Annotated in this window: 17 protein-coding genes; 11 read left to right on the top strand and 6 right to left on the bottom strand. The window is 72.6% G+C overall.

All coding sequences use genetic code 11. The features are described 5' to 3' along the window. Nucleotides 1-10 precede the first annotated feature (10 nt). Complete coding sequence (locus ACZ6EG_RS14410; RefSeq protein ID WP_469604574.1) at nt 11-1,186, bottom strand: class I SAM-dependent methyltransferase; 1,176 nt, start codon at nt 1,184-1,186, stop codon at nt 11-13. Nucleotides 1,187-1,348: 162 nt separating this feature from the next. On the opposite strand from ACZ6EG_RS14410, the gene ACZ6EG_RS14405 reads away from it, so the two are divergent. The 4 genes from ACZ6EG_RS14405 (at nt 1,349) to groL (ending at nt 5,295) form a co-directional block, all read left to right on the top strand. Beyond that, nucleotides 1,349-2,218, top strand: coding sequence for a polysaccharide deacetylase family protein (locus ACZ6EG_RS14405; protein WP_391970126.1), 870 nt, complete (start codon nt 1,349-1,351; stop codon nt 2,216-2,218). After that, entirely contained in the window at nt 2,215-2,931 is a 717-nt protein-coding gene (locus tag ACZ6EG_RS14400) for a polysaccharide deacetylase family protein (RefSeq protein ID WP_469604571.1), read from the top strand. Before ACZ6EG_RS14405 ends, ACZ6EG_RS14400 begins: the two co-directional genes overlap by 4 nt. Before the next feature lie 295 nt (nt 2,932-3,226). Beyond that, nucleotides 3,227-3,535, top strand: coding sequence for a co-chaperone GroES (gene groES, locus ACZ6EG_RS14395; protein ID WP_003974211.1), 309 nt, complete (start codon nt 3,227-3,229; stop codon nt 3,533-3,535). Between the two features lie 134 nt (nt 3,536-3,669). Beyond that, nucleotides 3,670-5,295, top strand: a complete 1,626-nt coding sequence (gene groL, locus ACZ6EG_RS14390) for a chaperonin GroEL (RefSeq protein WP_356601811.1) — start codon at nt 3,670-3,672, stop codon at nt 5,293-5,295. 206 nt (nt 5,296-5,501) lie between these two features. On the opposite strand, the gene ACZ6EG_RS14385 is transcribed toward groL, so the two are convergent. The 3 genes from ACZ6EG_RS14385 to ACZ6EG_RS14375 all read right to left on the bottom strand — a co-directional run bounded on the left by ACZ6EG_RS14385 (nt 5,502) and on the right by ACZ6EG_RS14375 (nt 8,574). Beyond that, nucleotides 5,502-6,749, bottom strand: a complete 1,248-nt coding sequence (locus ACZ6EG_RS14385) for a hypothetical protein (RefSeq protein WP_469604568.1) — start codon at nt 6,747-6,749, stop codon at nt 5,502-5,504. A 276-nt stretch (nt 6,750-7,025) separates the two neighbouring features. After that, on the bottom strand, nt 7,026-7,799 hold the full coding sequence (locus ACZ6EG_RS14380) for an SDR family NAD(P)-dependent oxidoreductase (protein WP_391969929.1): 774 nt from the start codon (nt 7,797-7,799) through the stop codon (nt 7,026-7,028). 106 nt (nt 7,800-7,905) lie between these two features. Then, nucleotides 7,906-8,574 (bottom strand): MOSC domain-containing protein, encoded by a 669-nt coding sequence (locus ACZ6EG_RS14375; RefSeq protein ID WP_391969928.1) that lies wholly within the window; start codon nt 8,572-8,574, stop codon nt 7,906-7,908. 81 nt (nt 8,575-8,655) lie between these two features. Between ACZ6EG_RS14375 and ACZ6EG_RS14370 the strand changes: the two genes are divergently transcribed. Beyond that, nucleotides 8,656-9,576, top strand: coding sequence for a LysR family transcriptional regulator (locus ACZ6EG_RS14370; RefSeq protein ID WP_391969927.1), 921 nt, complete (start codon nt 8,656-8,658; stop codon nt 9,574-9,576). A 68-nt stretch (nt 9,577-9,644) separates the two neighbouring features. Here the strand turns inward: ACZ6EG_RS14370 and ACZ6EG_RS14365 are convergent, their stop codons facing one another. Further along, nucleotides 9,645-9,977, bottom strand: a complete 333-nt coding sequence (locus tag ACZ6EG_RS14365; protein WP_356364186.1) for a WhiB family transcriptional regulator — start codon at nt 9,975-9,977, stop codon at nt 9,645-9,647. A 389-nt stretch (nt 9,978-10,366) separates the two neighbouring features. Here ACZ6EG_RS14365 and ACZ6EG_RS14360 point away from each other — a divergent pair, with 389 nt between their 5' ends. The 4 genes from ACZ6EG_RS14360 to ACZ6EG_RS14345 all read left to right on the top strand — a co-directional run bounded on the left by ACZ6EG_RS14360 (nt 10,367) and on the right by ACZ6EG_RS14345 (nt 14,735). Further along, nucleotides 10,367-10,978 (top strand): response regulator transcription factor, encoded by a 612-nt coding sequence (locus ACZ6EG_RS14360; protein WP_003948568.1) that lies wholly within the window; start codon nt 10,367-10,369, stop codon nt 10,976-10,978. Nucleotides 10,979-11,258: 280 nt separating this feature from the next. After that, nucleotides 11,259-11,846, top strand: coding sequence for a sigma-70 family RNA polymerase sigma factor (locus ACZ6EG_RS14355; RefSeq protein ID WP_019329587.1), 588 nt, complete (start codon nt 11,259-11,261; stop codon nt 11,844-11,846). A 140-nt stretch (nt 11,847-11,986) separates the two neighbouring features. Then, nucleotides 11,987-13,495: an IMP dehydrogenase gene (gene guaB, locus ACZ6EG_RS14350; RefSeq protein WP_356601824.1), complete on the top strand. Its 1,509-nt coding sequence runs from the start codon at nt 11,987-11,989 to the stop codon at nt 13,493-13,495. 115 nt (nt 13,496-13,610) lie between these two features. Next, a complete protein-coding gene (locus tag ACZ6EG_RS14345; protein WP_391969926.1) occupies nt 13,611-14,735 on the top strand; it encodes a GuaB3 family IMP dehydrogenase-related protein in 1,125 nt (374 codons plus the stop codon). Between the two features lie 64 nt (nt 14,736-14,799). Here ACZ6EG_RS14345 and ACZ6EG_RS14340 read toward each other — a convergent pair whose 3' ends face one another. Beyond that, nucleotides 14,800-16,008 carry a nucleotide sugar dehydrogenase gene (locus tag ACZ6EG_RS14340; protein WP_391969925.1) on the bottom strand — a complete coding sequence of 403 codons (1,209 nt, stop codon included), beginning with the start codon at nt 16,006-16,008 and terminating at the stop codon, nt 14,800-14,802. Between the two features lie 298 nt (nt 16,009-16,306). Here ACZ6EG_RS14340 and ACZ6EG_RS14335 point away from each other — a divergent pair, with 298 nt between their 5' ends. Together ACZ6EG_RS14335 and ACZ6EG_RS14330 are read left to right on the top strand one after the other, a co-directional pair. After that, the gene (locus ACZ6EG_RS14335) at nt 16,307-18,013 is read left to right on the top strand and encodes a glycerol-3-phosphate dehydrogenase/oxidase (protein WP_383641428.1); all 1,707 of its coding nucleotides are present in this window, start codon (nt 16,307-16,309) and stop codon (nt 18,011-18,013) included. A 171-nt stretch (nt 18,014-18,184) separates the two neighbouring features. Next, a complete protein-coding gene (locus ACZ6EG_RS14330; RefSeq protein WP_469604560.1) occupies nt 18,185-20,233 on the top strand; it encodes a serine/threonine-protein kinase in 2,049 nt (682 codons plus the stop codon). The last annotated feature ends 113 nt before the right edge of the window (nt 20,234-20,346 follow it).

Below are 20,346 nucleotides of genomic sequence, written 5' to 3'. Positions count from 1 at the left end.
GGCCGCCCGGTCAGCGCACAGGGTGCCCGATCAGCATCGTCGGCGCCCCCGCGACCCGGGTCATGAACACCGTGGCCGCGTTCGGGCCCTGCGGCTTGACCTTCCGCCGCAGCTCCTCCGGTTCCACCGCCGAGCCCCGCTTCTTCACGGTCAGCGTGCCGACCCGGCGGTCCCGCAGCAGCGCCTTCAGCTTCTTGACGTTGAAGGGCATCACGTCGGTGATCTCGTACCCCGTGGCGTACCGGGTCGGCCTCAGCTCGTCGGCGGTGACGTAGGCGATCGTCGCGTCGAGCAGCCCGCCCCCGACCTGTTCGGCGACCTCGGCGACGAGATGGGCCCGGACGACGGCACCGTCCGGCTCGTACAGATACCGGCCGGGCGTGCGGACCTCCGGGTCGGGCAGACCGGTGCCGAGCAGCGTGCGGGGCCCCGGCAGCAGCGTGGCGCGCACCGCCCCCGGCACGGTGCCGAACCACAGCACCGCCTCCTTCACGTCCCCGCCGTCGGAGATCCACTCGGCCTCGGCGTCCTCGGGCACCACCTCGTGCGGGATACCGGGCGCGATCTTCAGCGCGGCGGCGCGGTCGGCCGTACGGGCGGCCTCGACGGCCCAGGACAGGGGCGGCGAGTACGCCTCGGGGTCGAAGACGCGGCCCCGACCGCCCCGCCGCGCGGGATCGACGAACACGGCGTCGTACCCGGCGGTGTCCACCTCGGTGACGTCCGCCTCCCGCACCTCGATCAGCTCACCGAGCCCCAGCGCCCCGGCGTTGGCGCGGGCCGCGGCAGCCGTCGCCGGGTCGCGGTCCACGGCCAGCACCCGGATGCCCGCGCGGGCCAGCGCGATCGCGTCGCCGCCGATCCCGCAGCACAGGTCGGCGACGGAGGTCACGCCGAGGGCCGACATCCGCCCGGCCCGGTACGCGGCCACGCTCGCCCGCGTCGACTGCTCCACCCCGTTCGGCGTGAAGTACATCCGCCCGGCGTCCTCGGCCCCGAACTTCGCCACCGCCCGCTGCCGCAACCGCGCCTGTCCGAGCGCCGCGGACACCAGCTCGGCCGGGTGTGTGCGCCGCAGCCGGGTCGCGACGGCGAGCTCCCGCGCGGGGTCGGTGTCGCGCACCTCGTCGAGGAGGGCACGGCCCTCCGGGGTGAGCAGGGCACGGAGGGCGTCGAGGTCGTTCACCGGGACATTGTGGGCCAGTCGGTGGACGGTGCGCCTCCGGCGCGGTGTCGGACGGGGTCGGGCGGCCGTGGACTGCGAAGATCCGGCACCATGCGAGCAGTCGTACAAAATGACAAAAGTCGGACGGTGCGCGTCGTCCGCGCATCCACCCCCGGGCTCCGGATGCGCGGCGCTGCCGCCGCCCTCGCCGTCGCCACCCTCGCCGCGGGCTGTGCGCAGGACGCCTCCGAGGCCCGCGGCGCCTCCGGCCAGCAGCCCCTCCAGGCGCCCCCCGCCCGCGCGCTCGACGCCTACGCGTCCAAGCTGCGCGCCGCCCAGGCGGCCCGGGTCGCCGCCGCGAAGCGCTGGAAGCTGAAGAAGGTGCCGCTGACGGCCCCGCCGCCCCCGGCCAGGAAGCCGGAGATCAGGGCGCGCAAGGGCTTCGAGGTGACCGGCCAGGAGGACCTCCCGCCGGTCTTCACCTCGATCCCCACCAAGGAGAAGATCGTCTTCCTCACCATCGACGACGGCGCCGAGAAGGACCCGGCGTTCCTGCGCATGATGAGCGAGCTGAAGGTCCCGTACACCGCCTTCCTCAGCGACTACCTGGTGAAGGAGGACTACGGCTACTTCAAGGAGATGCAGGACCGGGGCGTCACCCTGAACAACCACACCCTCCACCACCCCTACCTGCCCGGCCTGTCCTACGCCGAGCAGAAGCGCGAGATCTGCGGCATGCAGGACGTGATCGAGAAGCGCTACGGCAGCCGCCCCACCCTCTTCCGCCCGCCCTTCGGCAACTACAACCGCGACACCCTGCGCGCGGCGAAGGCCTGCGGCATCAGGTACGCCCCGATCTGGAACGAGGAGGTCTTCGCCGACCGCTGGGACTACCGGGAGTGGGACCGGGAGATCCACCCCGGTGACATCGTCCTCAGCCACTTCCGGGGCGAGGACGACTGGGACGGCACCATGCGCGACATGGTCCGGGAGTTCCTCGACAAGGTCACCGCCGAGGGATACGCGGTGGCCCGGCTGGAGGACTACCTGTGAGGCGCGGGCGGTTCCGGACGGGCGGGGCCGCCCTGGCCGCCGTACTCCTCACCGGCTGCGCCCAGTTCGCCGGCCCCGCGCAGCACCCGGCGGCCGGCGAGCCCGCCCAGGGCGGCGACCGCGGGCAGAACCTGCCGCCCGTCGTGGACCACGTCCGCACCACCGACCGGGTCGTCTTCCTCACCTTCGAGGACAGCGCCGAGCGGGACCCGCGTCTCGCCGCCCTCATCCGCGAGCGGCGCCTCCCGGTCACCCTGTTCCTCACCGACACGGTCACCGGACCCGCCTACGGCCACTTCGCCCGGCTCCGCTCGGTCGGCGCGAGCCTGCAGAACCACACCCTCGACCACCGCTCCCTGCGCGGCCTGCCGCACGCGGGCCAGCGCGCCGAGATCTGCGGCCAGCAGACCAAGCTCACGGCCCGCTTCGGCGTCCGCCCGCACCTCTTCCGCCCGCCCTACGGCACGTACGACACCACGACGCTGCGTGCCGCCGCCGACTGCGGCATCGCGGCGATCGTCCTGTGGCGCGCGTCCCTGGAGGCCGACGGCGCCCTCGCCTACACCCGCGGCGAGCACCGCCTCCATCCCGGCGACATCGTGACCGTCGCCCCGGACGACCCGGGCCGGAACCTGCGCGACCGCACGGCGCGTCTGCTGGCGACGATCGAGGAGCAGGGGCTGAGGGTGGGGCGCCTGGAGGACTACCTGTAGGCGGGGTCCGTCCAGGCCGAAAGCGGGGGTCCGGGGGCGGCAGCCCCCGGCGGGCCCGGCACCGGCGCAGGGTGCCCACCTGGGCCGGCGGGTACGAAAAAACCGCCGACGCGCCGTCGGCATTGGCACTCCGCTTGACCGAGTGCTAATCGCGGTCATAGTCTCGGGTCTGGCACTCACCACTGGAGAGTGCCAACACAGCGACGGGCAGGTCCGGCACCCGCGACGACGGATCCACCTGGTCGCCACCTCAGACAGTTAACCCCGTGAGATCTCCGAAGGGGGAGGTCGGATCGTGACGACCACCAGCTCCAAGGTTGCCATCAAGCCGCTCGAGGACCGCATCGTGGTCCAGCCGCTCGACGCCGAGCAGACCACGGCCTCGGGCCTGGTCATTCCGGACACTGCCAAGGAGAAGCCCCAGGAGGGCGTCGTCCTGGCCGTCGGCCCGGGCCGCTTCGAGGACGGCAACCGTCTTCCGCTCGACGTGAGCGTCGGCGACGTCGTGCTCTACAGCAAGTACGGCGGCACCGAGGTGAAGTACAACGGCGAGGAGTACCTCGTCCTCTCGGCCCGCGACGTGCTCGCGATCGTCGAGAAGTAGAAGCGGCGCTTCACTTCACCGAAGTACCTGGCTTCTCATCTGCGCCCCTGGCTCCCGCGACCTTTAACAAGCCGGGCGCCCGGGGCGCATTTGCCGTATAACCCCAAGATTTCCGGAAGAGGGCTCACGCTCCCATGGCGAAGATCCTGAAGTTCGACGAGGACGCCCGTCGCGCCCTCGAGCGCGGCGTCAACAAGCTTGCCGACACGGTCAAGGTGACGATCGGCCCCAAGGGCCGCAACGTCGTCATCGACAAGAAGTTCGGCGCCCCCACCATCACCAACGACGGTGTCACGATCGCCCGCGAGGTCGAGATCGAGGACCCGTACGAGAACCTCGGCGCGCAGCTGGTGAAGGAGGTGGCGACCAAGACCAACGACATCGCGGGTGACGGTACGACCACCGCCACCGTGCTGGCCCAGGCCCTGGTCCGCGAGGGTCTGCGCAACGTCGCCGCCGGTGCCTCCCCGGCGCTGCTGAAGAAGGGCATCGACGCGGCCGTCGCCGCCGTGTCCGAGGAACTCCTCGCCACCGCGCGCCCGATCGACGAGAAGTCCGACATCGCCGCCGTGGCCGCGCTGTCCGCCCAGGACCAGCAGGTCGGCGAGCTGATCGCCGAGGCGATGGACAAGGTCGGCAAGGACGGTGTCATCACCGTCGAGGAGTCCAACACCTTCGGTCTGGAGCTGGACTTCACCGAGGGCATGGCCTTCGACAAGGGCTACCTGTCGCCGTACTTCGTCACGGACCAGGAGCGTATGGAGGCCGTCCTCGACGACCCCTACATCCTCATCAACCAGGGCAAGATCTCCTCGATCGGCGACCTGCTGCCGCTGCTGGAGAAGGTCATCCAGGCCGGCGCCTCGAAGCCGCTGCTGATCATCGCCGAGGACCTGGAGGGCGAGGCCCTCTCCACCCTCGTCGTCAACAAGATCCGCGGCACCTTCAACGCCGTCGCCGTCAAGGCCCCCGGCTTCGGCGACCGCCGCAAGGCGATGCTCCAGGACATGGCCGTCCTCACCGGCGCCACCGTCATCTCCGAGGAGGTCGGCCTCAAGCTCGACCAGGTCGGCCTCGAGGTGCTCGGCACCGCCCGCCGCATCACCGTCACCAAGGACGACACCACGATCGTCGACGGTGCCGGCAAGCGCGACGAGGTCGAGGGCCGCATCGCCCAGATCAAGGCCGAGATCGAGTCCACCGACTCCGACTGGGACCGCGAGAAGCTCCAGGAGCGCCTCGCGAAGCTGGCCGGCGGCGTGTGCGTGATCAAGGTCGGCGCCGCCACCGAGGTGGAGCTGAAGGAGCGCAAGCACCGTCTGGAGGACGCCATCTCCGCGACCCGCGCCGCGGTCGAGGAGGGCATCGTCTCCGGTGGTGGCTCCGCGCTGGTCCACGCCGTCAAGGTCCTCGAGGGCAACCTCGGCAAGACCGGCGACGAGGCCACCGGTGTCGCGGTCGTCCGCCGCGCCGCCGTCGAGCCGCTGCGCTGGATCGCCGAGAACGCCGGCCTGGAGGGCTACGTCATCACCTCCAAGGTCGCCGAGCTCGACAAGGGCCAGGGCTTCAACGCCGCCACCGGCGAGTACGGCGACCTGGTCAAGGCCGGCGTCATCGACCCGGTGAAGGTCACCCGCTCCGCCCTGGAGAACGCCGCCTCCATCGCCTCCCTCCTCCTGACGACCGAGACCCTGGTCGTCGAGAAGAAGGAGGAGGAAGAGCCGGCCGCCGCGGGCCACGGCCACGGCCACGCCCACTGAGCGCTGCGCTGAGCTGAACGGTGCCCAGTCCCCTGCGGGGGCTGGGCACCGTTTCTTGGTGCCGGGTGCGCGCCTGCCCACGGGTCTCGTGCCGGGTGCGGCGCCGTCGTGGTTGCTCGCGCGGTTTTCCGCGCCCTTACGGGGGGCAGGCGGCTGCTCCTCACAACGGGGAGGCGGCGTGGCGGCGGTCCGTCACCGGCGAGCCGTCACACCAGCCCGCTCAGGGGCAGCACCCGCTCGGCGAGCCGCCCCCGCAACCTGCCCCCGGCGGTGTCGGCCTCGGTGAGCCAGCCGGCGGCGACCAGCAGCTCGGCGTGCTCGGCGATGTCCTCGGGCCGCAGGCCACAGAACGAGGCGACCGCGTCCAGGCCGACACCGTCGCCCTCGGCGTCTTCGACCCGCTCACCGAGACGCCCGTCGGGACGGCTGTGGGCGACGGTGTACACGGCGAGGAGCCGGGTGGCGGCGCCCGCCTTCTTCTTCCGGAGCTTCCGGTCGCCCACCACCTTCTGCGCCCACCCCGACAACCGCGCCCGGGTGACCTTGCCGAAGGGGAGCGGGCGCGGCTCGGCGGGCAGCAGCGAGGGGACGGTGACCTGGGTGGGCTCCTCGGGCCGGGAGTCCAGCGCGTCGGCGACGTCGACCCCCTCCGGCAGACGCAGCCAGCCGACGTCGACGAGTTCCTGGAGCACCCGCTCGGCGTCGCCCTGCAACCAGCCGCCGAGATCCTGCCCGGTGACGTTCCCGGTGCCGGCGCGCGCGGCCCGCAGGGAGAGCATGAGCACCGCGAGCCGCTCCTCGGCCCCGGGGAGCGGGGCGTGGACCCGCACGTGCTCCAGCACGCCACGGGCGTGGGCGCCCTGACCCCGGGTCAGCAACCGCTCGACGACCGGCCCGCCCCCGTCCACCTTGATGCCGAGGCGGTTGGCGTTCATCTCGCGGGTGGTCCGCGCCGCTGCCTCCGCCCGCGCGGCCTCCTCCCGCAGGGACGCGTCGTCGGTGACGTCGGCCCACGACGCGAACGCGCGGGCCTTGCGGTCGTGGAGTTCGGCGAGGACGGCGAGGTCCGGTTCGGGGCGCCGCTGGTACGCGCGGAACGCGTCCCCGAGTTCGGTCAGCTCCAGGCGCAGCGCCTCGGGCTGGAGGTCGTCCGGCACGATCCGCTGCGCGATCTTCCCCCACCGTCCCGCACCCAGGTGCCCGGCAGGGACACCGCCGGGCCGGGGACGCGGGGCGGGCCGGGCGCGCGGCAAGGATGCGGCCCCCGCACCGACCGCACCGGGGCGCCCGGAGGCGGGATCCGCCGACGGCGACCCACCGGCGCCGGGGGCATCGGAGAAGATCACCGTCCCCCCGCCGGTCACCGCCCCCCGGCCCGCCCTGCCCCTGCCCTCACGCCCGCTGTCGGCGCCGTCGACGAACAGTCCGCCCCGGTCACCCGTCCCCGCGCTCACCCGATGCCCCTTTCCTGTGCCTGCCTGCCCGCCCCCTGCGTGGTCGCAGCCACCCGACGCTACGTTTCCCGCAGCCTCGGCCGGGCCGGGACCGGAATGGACCACACGTTCGGGTGACAACCCCGGGCGGCACCGCGGGCACCGGAGCCGAACCCGAGTGACATGAGCCCCGGAGATCCGTGCCGCGCCGGTGCTTCATCGATCTTTCACCGCAGCCCGCAGCCCGCAGCCCGCAGCCCGCAGCCCGCACCTCCGCACCGCGGCCCGCACCTGCGCCTACTGCGGCCCGTACTTCCGCCCCGTCCGGGACGAGAGGCCGCCCAGCATTCCTCGCGGTACCAGCTTCGCCGCGCCCATCAGGGTCTTGTAGCGGGGGTCCGGGATCGACAGGGACTTGCCGCGGGACAGGTCGGCGAGGGCTGCCGCGACGACCTTGTCCGCGTCCAGCCACATCCAGTTCGGGATGTTGTCCGTGCCCATGCCGGCCCGCTCGTGGAACTCCGTGCGCACGAAGCCGGGGCACAGGGCCATCAGGCGTACGCCGCTGCCGGCCAGGTCCTTCGCCACGCCCTGGGTGAACTGCACGACCCACGCCTTGGACGCGCCGTAGGTGCCGCGCGGTACGAAGGCGGCGACCGAGGCGACGTTGACGACGCCGCCGCGGCCGCGCTCGCGCATCGCCTCCGTCGCCGCCGAGGTCAGCCGCAGCACCGCCTCGCAGTGCACCTTGAGCATGGTCAGCTCGTCGGCCATGGAGACCTCGAGGAAGCGGCCCTTGTTGCCGAAGCCGGCGTTGTTGATCAGCAGGTCGACGGGCTTCCTGCGCTCGCCGAGCCGGGCGGTCACCGCGTCGATGCCGGTGTCCGCGGCCAGGTCGGCCGTGAGCACCTCCGCCTCGATGCCGTGCCGGTCGTGCAGTTCGGTCGCCTGTTCGCGCAGCCGCTTGGTGTCGCGGGCGACCAGCACCAGGTCATGCCCGTCGGCCGCCAGTCGCCGCGCGAACGCGGCCCCGATGCCCGCCGTCGAACCCGTAATCAATGCCGTTGTCATGGCGCAAGGTTATGGGTCCGGACCGCGCGGATCCCCTTCGCTCACCGGGACCACCGCGGGACCGCCGCTCGCGACGGAGCGGTGCGCACGGCCCCGGTGAGGGCCGTCAGGCCCCGTGCGCGGCCACGTACTTCCGGGCGGCCGCCAGCGACTCCGGGTGGAGCGCCTCGCCCGCCGCGAGCAGCCGCGGCAGCAGCTCCCGCCGGGTCGTCACCGCCCGGAACTGCAAGGCCACCGTCACCTCGTGGTCGGGCCGGTGCACGAGCGCGACCGGGTCGCCGACCCGTATCTCACCGGGCTCGATCACCCGCAGGTAGGCGCCCGGCGCCCCCTTCTCCGTGAAGCGCCTCACCCACCGCTTCTCCCCCAGATGGCCCTGGAAGGTACGGCACGGGATACGGCCGCAGGTGACCTCCAGCACCAGGTCGGGGCCGATCCGCCAGCGCTCGCCGATCCGCGCGCCGGAGACGTCCACGCCCGTGGTGGTGAGGTTCTCGCCGAAGGCGCCGTTCGGCAGCGTCCTGCCCAGCTCGCGTTCCCAGTCGTCCATGTCCTCCCGCGCCACCGCGTAGACCGCCTGCTCGTCGCCGCCGTGATGGCGCGTGTCGCACACCGCGTCCCCGGCCACCCCGCTCGCCCCGACCCCCTTCGGGCCGGGCGCCGACACCCGCACGATCCCGTCGGTCGGCTGCTTGTCGATGCCGGTGACGCCGTCGGGGTGGTCCGTGTAGGGCACGGCCTTCGGACGGCCCAGGTTGACAGAGAGAAGCTTCATGGCGGAACGGTAGAACACCGCTCATCAAAGCGTCGACGCACTATTCGGCGTCCGGCCAAAGCGTCGCTTATCCTCGGCGGTGTGATCGAGGCTCGTCATCTCCGCGTGCTGCGCGCCGTGGCATCCACCGGTTCCTTCTCCGCCGCGGGACGCGAGCTGGGCTGCACCCAGCCCGCCGTCAGCCAGCAGATGAAGGCCCTGGAGGCCTCCGTCGGCACCCCCCTGCTCGTGCGCACCGGGCGGGAGATGCGGCTGACCCAGGCCGGCGAGGCGCTCGTGCGGCACGCCGCCGGGATCATCGCCGGGCTGACCGCGGCCGAGGAGGAGGTCGCCGCCATCGCCGGGCTCCGGGCCGGCCGGGTCCGCCTGGTCTCCTTCCCCAGCGGCAGCTCCACCCTCGTGCCGACCGCCCTCGCCGCGTTGCGCGCCGCGCACCCCGGCACCCGGGTCTCCCTGGAGGAGGCCGAGCCGCCGAGATCCGTCGAGCTGCTGCGTGAGGGCGACTGCGACGTGGCGCTCGCCTTCCGCTACGAGGGCGCCGCGGGCGCGGAGGAGTGGGACGACCTCGTCGTACGGCCGCTGCTGACCGACCGCCTGGTGGCGCTGGTGCCCGAGAACCACCGGCTGGCGCGTACCGAGGCGACCGGTGCCGTGGCCATCGGGGAGCTCGCCCGGGAGTCCTGGATCGCGGGCTGCCCGCGCTGCCGGGGGCAGCTGGTCGAGGTCTGCGAGGGGGCCGGCTTCACGCCCCGTATCGACTTCGCGACCGACGACTACCCGGCGGTCGTCGGCCTGGTGGGGGCGGGCCTGGGCGTGGCCGTCCTGCCCCAGCTCGCCGTCGAGTCCGTACGGCCCCGGGGCGCGCGCACCGTGGCGCTGGAGCCGGCGGTGCGGCGGGAGATCGTCGCGCTCACCCTCCCCGACCTGGCCCAGGTGCCGGCGGTGACGGCGACGCTGGACGAGCTGGCCCGGGCGGGGGCGCGTCAGCCGGCGGCGCGCTGACCGGCTGCCCCGGCACCGCGCGCCGAGTCGTCGGGCCGCGTTGCCGAGGGTGAGAGAGAAACGTTCCTTCAGTGAGGTGCGGCCGCCTCGCCGCCGGCCGACGCCGACGCCGCCACCAGGCGGTTGCGGGCACGCCCCATGAGCTCTTCGCGCTCGTCCTCGGTCAGGCCGCCCCACACCCCGTACGGCTCGCGCACCGCGAGCGCGTGCGCCGCGCACTCGGCGCGGACCGGGCACCTCATGCAGACCTCCTTGGCCGAGTTCTCGCGAGCACTCCGCGCCGCACCGCGTTCGCCTTCCGGATGGAAGAAGAGCGAGCTGTCCACCCCGCGGCACGCGGCCAGGAGCTGCCAGTCCCACAGATCCGCGTTCGGTCCGGGAAGGCGGGAGAAATCTGCCATTGCGTGACCCCTTGTAGCCGATATGGGTAGAAGCCGGGATACAGCGTCCACGACCGTACAACTACGATCTAAGGAGATGAAAATATGACTCATTGCGAATCTAGTCGCAGACACCAGCGAAGCGGAAGAAAAGCGGCTAAATGGGGCATCGGTTGTGATGAAACGGGGCGGGTCCCACGCGCATGTCTGCTGCGTGGCCGCCCCCTCACGTAGAGTGCCGAAGACGACACACAGCCCCGTAACTCTTTCGAGTGACCGTCGTTGAGAGTGCGGAGGCGGTTGAAGGAACAAGTGCTCGGGCGGGCGTCCGGGACGGTCGACCGCACAGGTGACGATTTCGTACCAGCCTGGAGGCTCAACGTGACGCGCATCAGCTGCGGAGGACGGCCATGACTTCCGTTCTCGTCTGCGACGACTCCCCGCTTGCCCGAGAGGCGCTCCGCCGCGCCGTCGCGACCGTGCCCGGCGTGGAGCGCGTGACGACGGCGGCCAACGGCGAGGAAGTCCTCCGCCGCTGGGGCGCCGACCGCTCGGACCTGATCCTGATGGACGTACGCATGCCCGGCCTGGGCGGCGTCGAGACCGTCCGGCGGCTGCTGTCCGCCGACCCCGGGGCGCGCATCATCATGCTCACCGTCGCCGAGGACCTGGACGGCGTGGCCCTCGCGGTCGCCGCCGGCGCCCGCGGCTACCTGCACAAGGACGCCTCGCGCGCCGAGCTGCGGGCCACCGTGACCCAGGCCCTCGCCGACCCGACCTGGCGGCTCGCCCCGCGCCGGCTGCGCTCGGCCGAGATGGGCGCCGCGCCCACGCTCACCGCGCGGGAGATCCAGGTGCTGGAGGGCATGAGCCACGGCCGCTCCAACGCGGAGATCGGCCGTGAGCTGTTCCTCTCCGAGGACACCGTCAAGACCCACGCCCGGCGGCTCTTCAAGAAGCTCGGCGCCTCGGACCGGGCACACGCGGTGGCGCTCGGCTTCCGGTGGGGCCTGGTCCGCTAGGGGCACCCCGTGCGGTGGAGGCGGAAAGGGCCCGTCGGGGATGCCGCGATCCCCGCTTATCGCGAGGTGAGCGGGGCTGACAAGGCGACCCGCCGGACGCCCCATGCTTGTTTCGCCGCCGATGACGCATCCTTGAGGTGTGGAGTTCCTCGGGGACGAGTCGGTCGAGCGGAAGGGGAGGGCGCAGGGGATGAGTTCCGGCGCACCTGCTCATAACGCTTCGGTGCACAACAACGGGCGCGGAGCCACGGATCGGACGGCCGCAAGGCACCATGGACCGATGCGTGACGACGAGGCGGCCCCCGATCAAGGGACGGTCGGTGGGCTCGTCCACCGCGCCGTCGACGGGGACGAGCAGGCCACGCACGACCTGCTCGCCCATGTCCATCCCCTGGCGCTGCGCTACTGCCGCACCCGTCTGTCCCGGCTGCCGGGCGACGCCCGGCACTTCGTCGAGGACCTCGCCCAGGAGGTCTGCGTCGCGGTGCTGCTCGCCCTGCCGCGCTACAAGGACACCGGACGCCCCTTCGAGGCGTTCGTCTTCGCCATCGCCGCCCACAAGGTCGCCGACCTCCAGCGCGCGGCGATGCGCCACCCCGGCTCGACGGCCGTCCCGTCCGACGAGATGCCCGAGCGGCCGGACGACTCCTTGGGCCCCGAGGAGCGCGCGCTGCTCAACAGCGACGCCGCCTGGGCCAAGAAACTGCTGGCCAACCTGCCCGAGAACCAGCGCGAGCTGCTCCTGCTGCGGATCGCGGTGGGGCTCACGGCCGAGGAGACCGGGCAGATGTTGGGAATGTCACCCGGTGCCGTGCGCGTCGCCCAGCACCGGGCCCTGAGCCGTCTGCGGGCCCTGGCGGAGCAGTAGCGCCGGGCCTGAACGCGCGACCACCGGCGTCCGTACGAAGCTACGAATGCCGCGGCCGCCCCTGATCGTGGAATGAGCCACCTCCGCTTCCCGTTAGCATGGACATCCGCACCGATCAAGGCCATTTTGGGGAAGGTGTCATGACTGCCAACGTCGACGGAGTGCCCGCCAAATTCGCGACACTCGGGCTGACCTACGACGACGTGCTGCTGCTGCCGGGCGCGTCGGACATGGCGCCCGACGAGATCGACACCGCCTCGTACGTCTCCAGGAACGTGCGGGTGAACATCCCGCTGCTGTCCGCCGCCATGGACAAGGTCACCGAGTCGCGCATGGCGATCGCGATGGCCCGCCAGGGCGGCGTCGGCGTCCTGCACCGCAACCTGTCCATCGAGGACCAGGCCAACCAGGTCGACCTGGTCAAGCGCTCCGAGTCGGGGATGGTGGCCAACCCCATCACCATCCACCCGGACGCCCTGCTCGCCGAGGCCGACGCGCTGTGCGCCAAGTTCCGCATCAGCGGCGTCCCGGTCACCGACGGCTCCGGCAAGCTCCTCGGCATCGTCACCAACCGCGACATGGCCTTCGAGACCGACCGCTCCCGGCAGGTGCGCGAGGTCATGACGCCGATGCCGCTGGTCACCGGCAAGGTCGGCATCTCCGGTGTGGACGCCATGGAGCTGCTGCGCCGCCACAAGATCGAGAAGCTGCCGCTGGTCGACGACCACGGCGTGCTCAAGGGCCTGATCACGGTCAAGGACTTCGTCAAGGCCGAGAAGTACCCGCACGCCGCCAAGGACGGCAAGGGACGGCTGCTGGTCGGCGCGGCCGTCGGTGTCGCCGGTGACGCCTTCGAGCGGGCCCAGGCGCTGATCGAGGCGGGCGTCGACTTCATCGTCGTCGACACGGCGCACGGCCACTCTCGCCTGGTCGGCGACATGGTCGCCAAGATCAAGTCGAACTCCTCCGGCGTCGACGTCATCGGCGGCAACATCGCCACCCGCGACGGCGCCCAGGCCCTCATCGACGCCGGCGTGGACGGCATCAAGGTCGGTGTCGGCCCCGGCTCGATCTGCACCACCCGCGTCGTCGCCGGCATCGGCGTCCCGCAGGTCACGGCCATCTACGAGGCCTCGCTCGCCGCCAAGGAGGCCGGCATCCCGGTCATCGGCGACGGCGGCCTCCAGTACTCCGGCGACATCGCCAAGGCCCTGGTCGCGGGCGCCGACACGGTGATGCTGGGCTCGCTGCTCGCGGGCTGCGAGGAGTCCCCGGGCGAGCTGCTGTTCATCAACGGCAAGCAGTTCAAGTCGTACCGCGGCATGGGCTCGCTCGGCGCCATGCAGACCCGCGGCGACCGCAAGTCGTTCTCCAAGGACCGCTACTTCCAGGAGGGCGTCGCCTCCGACGAGCAGCTGGTGCCCGAGGGCATCGAGGGCCAGGTGCCCTACCGCGGCCCGCTCTCCTCGGTCGTCCACCAGCTGGTCGGCGGCCTGCGCCAGTCGATGTTCTACGTCGGCGGCCGGACCGTGCCCGACCTCCAGGACAACGGGCGGTTCGTGCGGATCACCTCCGCCGGTCTCAAGGAGAGCCACCCGCACGACATCCAGATGACCGTCGAGGCACCGAACTACAGCCGCAGCAAGTAGACAGCAGCCTCCCGAGGGCGGCCCCGGACCATCCGGGGCCGCCCTCAGCAGTGCCCCGGCGTGCCCGTCGGGGATACTGGAAGGCGCTGCAACGCATCAGGGAAAGGCCACAGACGTGACTGAGATCGAGATCGGGCGCGGCAAGCGCGGCCGCCGGGCGTACGCCTTCGACGACATCGCCGTCGTCCCCAGCCGCCGTACGCGGGACCCGAAGGAGGTCTCGATCGCCTGGCAGATCGACGCCTACCGCTTCGAGCTGCCGTTCCTGGCCGCTCCCATGGACTCGGTCGTCTCCCCGGCCACCGCCATCCGCATCGGCGAGCTGGGCGGCCTCGGCGTGCTCAACCTGGAAGGGCTGTGGACGCGGTACGAGGACCCGCAGCCGCTGCTCGACGAGATCGCCGAGCTGGACACGGACAACGCGACCCGCCGCCTCCAGGAGATCTACGCGGCTCCGATCAAGGAGGAGCTGATCGGGCAGCGCATCAAGGAGGTGCGCGACTCGGGCGTGGTCACGGCCGCCGCGCTCTCCCCGCAGCGCACCGCCCAGTTCTCCAAGGCCGTCGTGGACGCGGGCGTCGACATCTTCGTCATCCGCGGCACCACGGTCTCCGCGGAGCACGTCTCCGGCTCGCACGAGCCGCTGAACCTGAAGCAGTTCATCTACGAGCTGGACGTCCCGGTGATCGTCGGCGGCTGCGCCACCTACACCGCCGCCCTGCACCTGATGCGCACCGGCGCGGCGGGCGTCCTCGTCGGCTTCGGCGGCGGCGCGGCGCACACCACGCGCAACGTGCTCGGCATCCAGGTCCCCATGGCGACCGCGGTCGCCGACGTGGCCGCCGCCCGCCGCGACTACATGGACGAGTCCGGCGGCCGGTACGTGCACGTCATCGCCGACGGCGGCGTCGGCTGGTCCGGCGACCTGCCCAAGGCCATCGCCTGCGGTGCCGACTCCGTGATGATGGGCTCGCCGCTGGCCCGCGCGACCGACGCGCCGGGCCGGGGCAACCACTGGGGCATGGAGGCCGTGAACGAGGAGCTGCCCCGTGGCAAGAAGGTGAACCTCGGCACGGTCGGCACCATCGAGGAGATCCTCACCGGCCCGGCCCGCAACCCCGACGGCTCGATGAACTTCTTCGGCGCGCTGCGCCGGGCGATGTCGACGACCGGCTACAGCGAGCTGAAGGAGTTCCAGCGCGTGGAGGTCACGGTCGGGGACTCGCAGCACCGGCGGTAGTCACCCGCACGCCGTACCGATGGGCCCGCAGCGATCGCTGCGGGCCCATCGGCGTCTCTTCGGGTCAGAGCCGGTGCGCCGCCCCCGTGGGCGTGGCCCCCCGCGTGTCCAGCAGCAGCTGGGCCTTGACCGACAGGCCCTGGAGGTCGTACGTGCGGTGCTGCTGGAGGAGGATCGTCAGGTCGGCGGCGGCGGCGGCCTCGTAGAGCGAGTCGGCGCGCGGAACCGGGCGGTCGGCGACCTTCCAGGCCGGGATGTGGGGGTCGTGGTAGCTGACCGCGGCGCCCATCGAGATCAGACGGGACGCGATCTCTTCGGCCGGGGTCGCCTGCTGGTCGGCGAGGTCGGCCTTGTAGGTGACGCCGAGGAGCAGGACGCGGGCGCCGCGCGCGGACTTGCCGTGCTCGTTGAGGAGGGCGGCGGCGCGCTGGACGACGTAGCGGGGCATCTGGGCGTTGACCTGCTGGGCCAGCTCCACCATGCGCAGACTGTGGGGGGCCTGCCCGGTCAGGTCCTGGGGGACGGAGTGGCCGCCGACGCCGGGGCCGGGGCGGAAGGCCTGGAAGCCGAACGGCTTGGTCTCCGCGCAGCGCAGCACGTCCCACAGGTCGACGCCGAGGTCGTCGCAGAGGACGGCCATCTCGTTGACGAGGGCGATGTTGACGTGCCGGAAGTTGGTCTCCAGCAGCTGGACCGTCTCCGCCTCGCGGGGGCCGCGCGCGCGGACCACCTTGTCGGTGAGGCGGCTGTAGAAGGCGGCGGCCGACTCGGTGCAGGCCGGGGTGAGGCCGCCGATGACCTTCGGGGTGTTGGCCGGGGTGAAGTCGCGGTTGCCGGGGTCGGCGCGGCTGGGGGAGTAGGCGAGATGGAAGTCGCGGCCGGCGCGCAGTCCGGAGCACTGCTCCAGGAGCGGGCGCAGGAACTCCTCCGTCGTGCCCGGGCGCACCGGCGACTCCAGGATCACCGTGGTGTGCGGGCGCATGTGCGCGGCCAGGGTGCGGGCCGCGGCCTCCACCTGGGTGAGGTCCAGGCCGCCGTCCGCGCCCGGTGGGGTCGGGGCGCAGATGACGGCGGTGCGCACGCGGCCCAGCTCGGCGGGGCCCGCGGGGGTGCGGAAGCCCGTGGCGAGCATCCGGCGCACCTCGGCGGGGGTGAGCGGGTCGGCCTCCGGGCCGGTGCGGTAGCCGAGGGTGGGGATGCCGGCGGCGACGGCGGCCTGGGCCAGGGGCAGGCCGTACGGGCCGAGTCCGATGACGGCGAGATCTGCGGGCATGGCGTGGGCCGTCCTTCCCAGTAGCCGAAGCGGGACAGGTGCGCAAGCCCGGTGGACAGGATGGGCGAGCACAACGTCAGACTAGGAGTAAATATGACCGATTTACGGGATTGGTCCTGCGCGTTTCGGTGAGTGTCGGGGGGTGCGGCGGGACGGTGGGAGGGGAGTTGTCCACAGGCTGGGGGCCGTGCGGCGGCCGATGTCGGGCAGGCCGGTCAGAATCTGGGCATGGTGGGTACCAGGAACCGGGCTTCGCCCTGACGGGTGCGGCCGACGCGACCGACAGCGGGAGGCAGCAGTGAGGACAGCGACACTGGGGCCGGCGCAGCGCGCCGAGTCGCTCGCGGCCATGGCCGAGCGCGAGCTGGACGTGCTGGTGGTGGGTGCGGGCGTGGTCGGCGCGGGCACGGCGCTCGACGCGGTGACGCGTGGCCTGTCCACGGGCCTGGTCGAGGCGCGGGACTGGGCCTCGGGCACCTCCAGCAGGTCCAGCAAGCTGATCCACGGCGGCCTGCGCTATCTGGAGATGCTCGACTTCACGCTCGTCCGGGAGGCGCTGAAGGAGCGCGGCCTGCTGCTTGAGCGGCTCGCGCCGCACCTGGTGAAGCCGGTGCCGTTCCTGTACCCGCTCCAGCACAAGGGCTGGGAGCGGCTCTACGCCGGCTCGGGCGTCGCGCTCTACGACGCCATGGCGATGGCCCGCGGCCACGGCCGGGGCCTGCCGACGCACCGGCACCTGAGCCGCCGTCACGCGCTGCGGGTGGCGCCCGCCCTGAAGAAGGACGCGCTGGTCGGCGCGCTCCAGTACTACGACGCCCAGATGGACGACGCCCGGTTCGTGACGACGCTGGTGCGCACCGCGGCGGCGTACGGCGCCCAGGTCGCCAACCGCGCGCGGGTCACCTCCTTCCTGCGCGAGGGCGAGCGCGTGGTCGGCGCGCGCGTGCAGGACGTCGAGGCGGGCGGGGAGTACGAGATCCGCGCCAAACAGGTCGTGAACGCGACCGGTGTGTGGACCGACGACACCCAGTCCATGGTGGGCGAGCGTGGCCGGTTCCACGTCCGGGCCTCCAAGGGCATCCACCTGGTCGTGCCGAAGGACCGCATCCACTCCACCACCGGGCTGATCCTGCGCACCGAGAAGTCCGTGCTGTTCGTCATCCCCTGGGGCCGGCACTGGATCATCGGCACCACGGACACCGACTGGGACCTGGACAAGGCCCACCCCGCCGCCTCCAGCGCGGACATCGACTACCTGCTGGAGCACATCAACTCGGTGCTGTCGGTGCCGCTCACCCGCGACGACGTCGAGGGCGTCTTCGCCGGGCTGCGCCCGCTGCTGGCGGGAGAGTCGGACGCCACCAGCAAGCTCTCGCGCGAGCACACCGTCGCGCACCCGGTGCCCGGCCTGGTCGTCGTGGCGGGCGGCAAGTACACGACGTACCGGGTGATGGCCAAGGACGCCGTGGACGCCGCGGTGCACGGGCTCGACCTGCGCGTCGCCGACTGCGTCACCGAGATCACGCCGCTGCTCGGCGCCGAGGGCTACCGGGCGCTGTGGAACGCGCGGGCGCGGGTCGCCGCGCGCACCGGCCTGCACGTCGTACGGGTGGAGCACCTGCTGAACCGGTACGGGGCGATGGCCGAGGAGGTGCTGGAACTCGTCGCCGCCGACCCCTCCCTCGGCGCGCCGCTGCACGCCGCCGACGACTACCTGCGCGCCGAGGTCGTCTACGCCGCCTCGCACGAGGGCGCGCGCCACCTCGACGACGTGCTCACCCGGCGCACCCGCATCTCCATCGAGACCTTCGACCGGGGCACGCGCAGCGCCCGCGAGGCCGCCGAGCTGATGGCACCGGTCCTGGGCTGGGACGAGGAGCAGGTCGAACGGGAGGTCCAGCACTACGAGAAGCGGGTCGAGGCCGAGCGGGAGTCCCAGCGCCAGCCGGACGACCTCACCGCCGACGCGGCCCGGCTCGGGGCGCCGGACATCGTGCCCCGCTAGCGCGCGGAGGGGGCCGGCGGGAGGGGCCGGTGGGGCCCGGGTGACGTGCGGTCAGTCGGTCACGGCGCCCGCCCCCGCGCCCGGGCGGGCCGTGAGGCACCCTGGGCGTCGAGCACTTGTCGGGTGAGAGACAATGAAGGCTCTGTCAGGGCGGGTTGCATGAGGGGACGCATGTCGGAGGCGGAGCGGGCGGGGACATCCCGTACGGACAAGAGCGCACGTCTCCTCGCCGGGCGGTACCGGCTGGGAGACGTGCTCGGCCGCGGCGGCATGGGGACGGTGTGGCGGGCCGAGGACGAGACCCTCGGACGCACGGTCGCCGTCAAGGAGCTGCGGTTTCCCGGGAACATCGACGAGGAGGAGAAGCGGCGCCTGATCACGCGCACGCTGCGCGAGGCCAAGGCCATCGCGCGCATCCGCAACAACAGCGCCGTGACGGTCTACGACGTGGTCGAGGAGGACGACCGGCCGTGGATCGTGATGGAACTCGTCGAGGGCAAGTCGCTCGCCGAGGCCATCCGTGAGGACGGCCTGCTGGAGCCGAAGCGCGCGGCGGAGGTCGGCCTCGCGGTCCTCGACGTCCTGCGCTCCGCCCACCGCGAGGGCATCCTGCACCGCGACGTGAAGCCGTCGAACGTACTGATCTCCGAGGACGGCCGGGTCGTCCTCACCGACTTCGGCATCGCCCAGGTGGAGGGCGACCCGTCCATCACCTCCACCGGCATGCTCGTCGGCGCCCCCTCCTACATCTCCCCCGAGCGCGCCCGCGGCCACAAGCCGGGGCCCGCGGCCGACCTGTGGTCGCTCGGCGGACTGCTGTACGCGGCCGTGGAGGGCACCCCGCCCTACGACAAGGGCTCCGCGATCGCCACGCTCACCGCGGTGATGACCGAGAACCTGGAGGAGCCCAGGAACGCCGGGCCCCTGCGGGACGTCATCTACGGCCTGCTCACCAAGGACCCCGAGCAGCGGCTCGACGACGCGGGCGCCCGCGCGATGCTCAACAAGGTCATCCACGCGCCGGACAGCACGGCCGACACCGAGCCGGCCGACGCCACCAAGGTCGTGCCGCTGCCCGCGCAACCGGACGAGCGGACCCGCCGGGGCGGCTCGGCGGCTGCCGGGGGCAAGCGGGCCGAGGAGGCCGGGGAGCGGTTGCGCGGCGCGCTGCGTTCCGTGCGCAAGGCCGCGGTCGGAGCCGGTGGAGCCGGCGCGGCGGCCGCGTCCCGCGGCAAGCATGGCGACGCCGACCGGGACGCGCGAGGGGCCGCCGGCGCGGCCACCGCCGCGGGTGCCGCCGGGACGGCCGCGCAGTCTCCGCGCGGTGCGCGGGCGGCGACGGACCCGGGAGCCGCCCCAGCCCCCGGCACACCGAACGCCGCCGCGGGCAACCGCAGTTCCGGCTGGCCCGTCGTACCCCCGCCGGACCTGCCCGCCCGGTCCGCGCCCAGAGCGCCGCTCACCGACGTGGTGCCGCGCCGGACGCTGGTGATCATCGCGGTGATCGTGGCGCTCGCCGTGCTCGGCACCGTGCTGGCCCTCACCCTCGGCGGCGACGACAAGGGGACCGCGGGCAGCGGCGGCGACAAGCCGGTGGCCTCCGCCGGCGCGAGCGACGACACGAAGCAGGACGACGGGAGCGGGACCCGCACCGACGGCTCCGCGTCGGACGGGGCGTCGGACAGCCCCTCGGACGGGGCGTCGGACGGCGGCGCACCGGGGACCGGCCCGAGCGCGTCCGGCGACACCGGTGCCGGGTCGGGCGGTGCAGGGAAGTCCGACGACGGGGGCGCGGCCTCCACCCACCAGGGCGGCCAGGGCTACTCCCTCGGGCTGCCCGAGGGCTGGAAGCACCGCTCCACGGACGCCGCGGGGGACCGGTTCACCGGCCCGCGGGGCCAGAAGCTGCTCGTCGCCTGGACGTCCACGCCCAAGGACGACCCGGTCGCCGACTGGAAGAACCAGGAGCGGTACATGGTCCGCTCCCAGTACAAGAAGATCCGCATAGAGAAGGTGGACTACCGCGGCTGGAACACGGCCGACTGGGAGTTCACCTACTCGGACGGCGGTACCGCGTACCGCACCGTGGACCGGGGCTTCGTCGTCAGCGACCGCCAGGGGTACGCGCTCATGTACACCGCGAAGGCCGCCGACTGGGACAGTGACCTGCGCCGCGACACCTGGCGCACCCTCACGAAGTCATTCGAGCCCAGGTCCTGAACCGACGCGGCCCGGGTTTGAGCGGTCCGATATCTGGCATCCCCTCTTTGTGGGTTGCCTCCGGCACGTATCGTGAATGCTCGCGGACCGTACGCAGCCGGAACGGCCCGCCG

It is taken from the genome of Streptomyces sp. NPDC041968, from assembly GCF_055589025.1.
This window is presented reverse-complemented; position numbering and strand designations above follow the sequence as displayed.

What these genes read in the sequence shown, in the direction of transcription:
- ACZ6EG_RS14405 (WP_391970126.1), top strand. Translation starts at nt 1,349, where the DNA reads ATGCGCGGCGCTGCCGCCGCCCTCGCCGTCGCCACCCTCGCCGCGGGC.
- groL (WP_356601811.1), top strand. Translation starts at nt 3,670, where the DNA reads ATGGCGAAGATCCTGAAGTTCGACGAGGACGCCCGTCGCGCCCTCGAG.
- ACZ6EG_RS14380 (WP_391969929.1), bottom strand. Translation starts at nt 7,799, where the DNA reads ATGACAACGGCATTGATTACGGGTTCGACGGCGGGCATCGGGGCCGCG.
- ACZ6EG_RS14375 (WP_391969928.1), bottom strand. Translation starts at nt 8,574, where the DNA reads ATGAAGCTTCTCTCTGTCAACCTGGGCCGTCCGAAGGCCGTGCCCTAC.
- ACZ6EG_RS14365 (WP_356364186.1), bottom strand. Translation starts at nt 9,977, where the DNA reads ATGGCAGATTTCTCCCGCCTTCCCGGACCGAACGCGGATCTGTGGGAC.
- ACZ6EG_RS14360 (WP_003948568.1), top strand. Translation starts at nt 10,367, where the DNA reads ATGACTTCCGTTCTCGTCTGCGACGACTCCCCGCTTGCCCGAGAGGCG.
- ACZ6EG_RS14355 (WP_019329587.1), top strand. Translation starts at nt 11,259, where the DNA reads ATGCGTGACGACGAGGCGGCCCCCGATCAAGGGACGGTCGGTGGGCTC.
- guaB (WP_356601824.1), top strand. Translation starts at nt 11,987, where the DNA reads ATGACTGCCAACGTCGACGGAGTGCCCGCCAAATTCGCGACACTCGGG.
- ACZ6EG_RS14340 (WP_391969925.1), bottom strand. Translation starts at nt 16,008, where the DNA reads ATGCCCGCAGATCTCGCCGTCATCGGACTCGGCCCGTACGGCCTGCCC.
- ACZ6EG_RS14330 (WP_469604560.1), top strand. Translation starts at nt 18,185, where the DNA reads ATGTCGGAGGCGGAGCGGGCGGGGACATCCCGTACGGACAAGAGCGCA.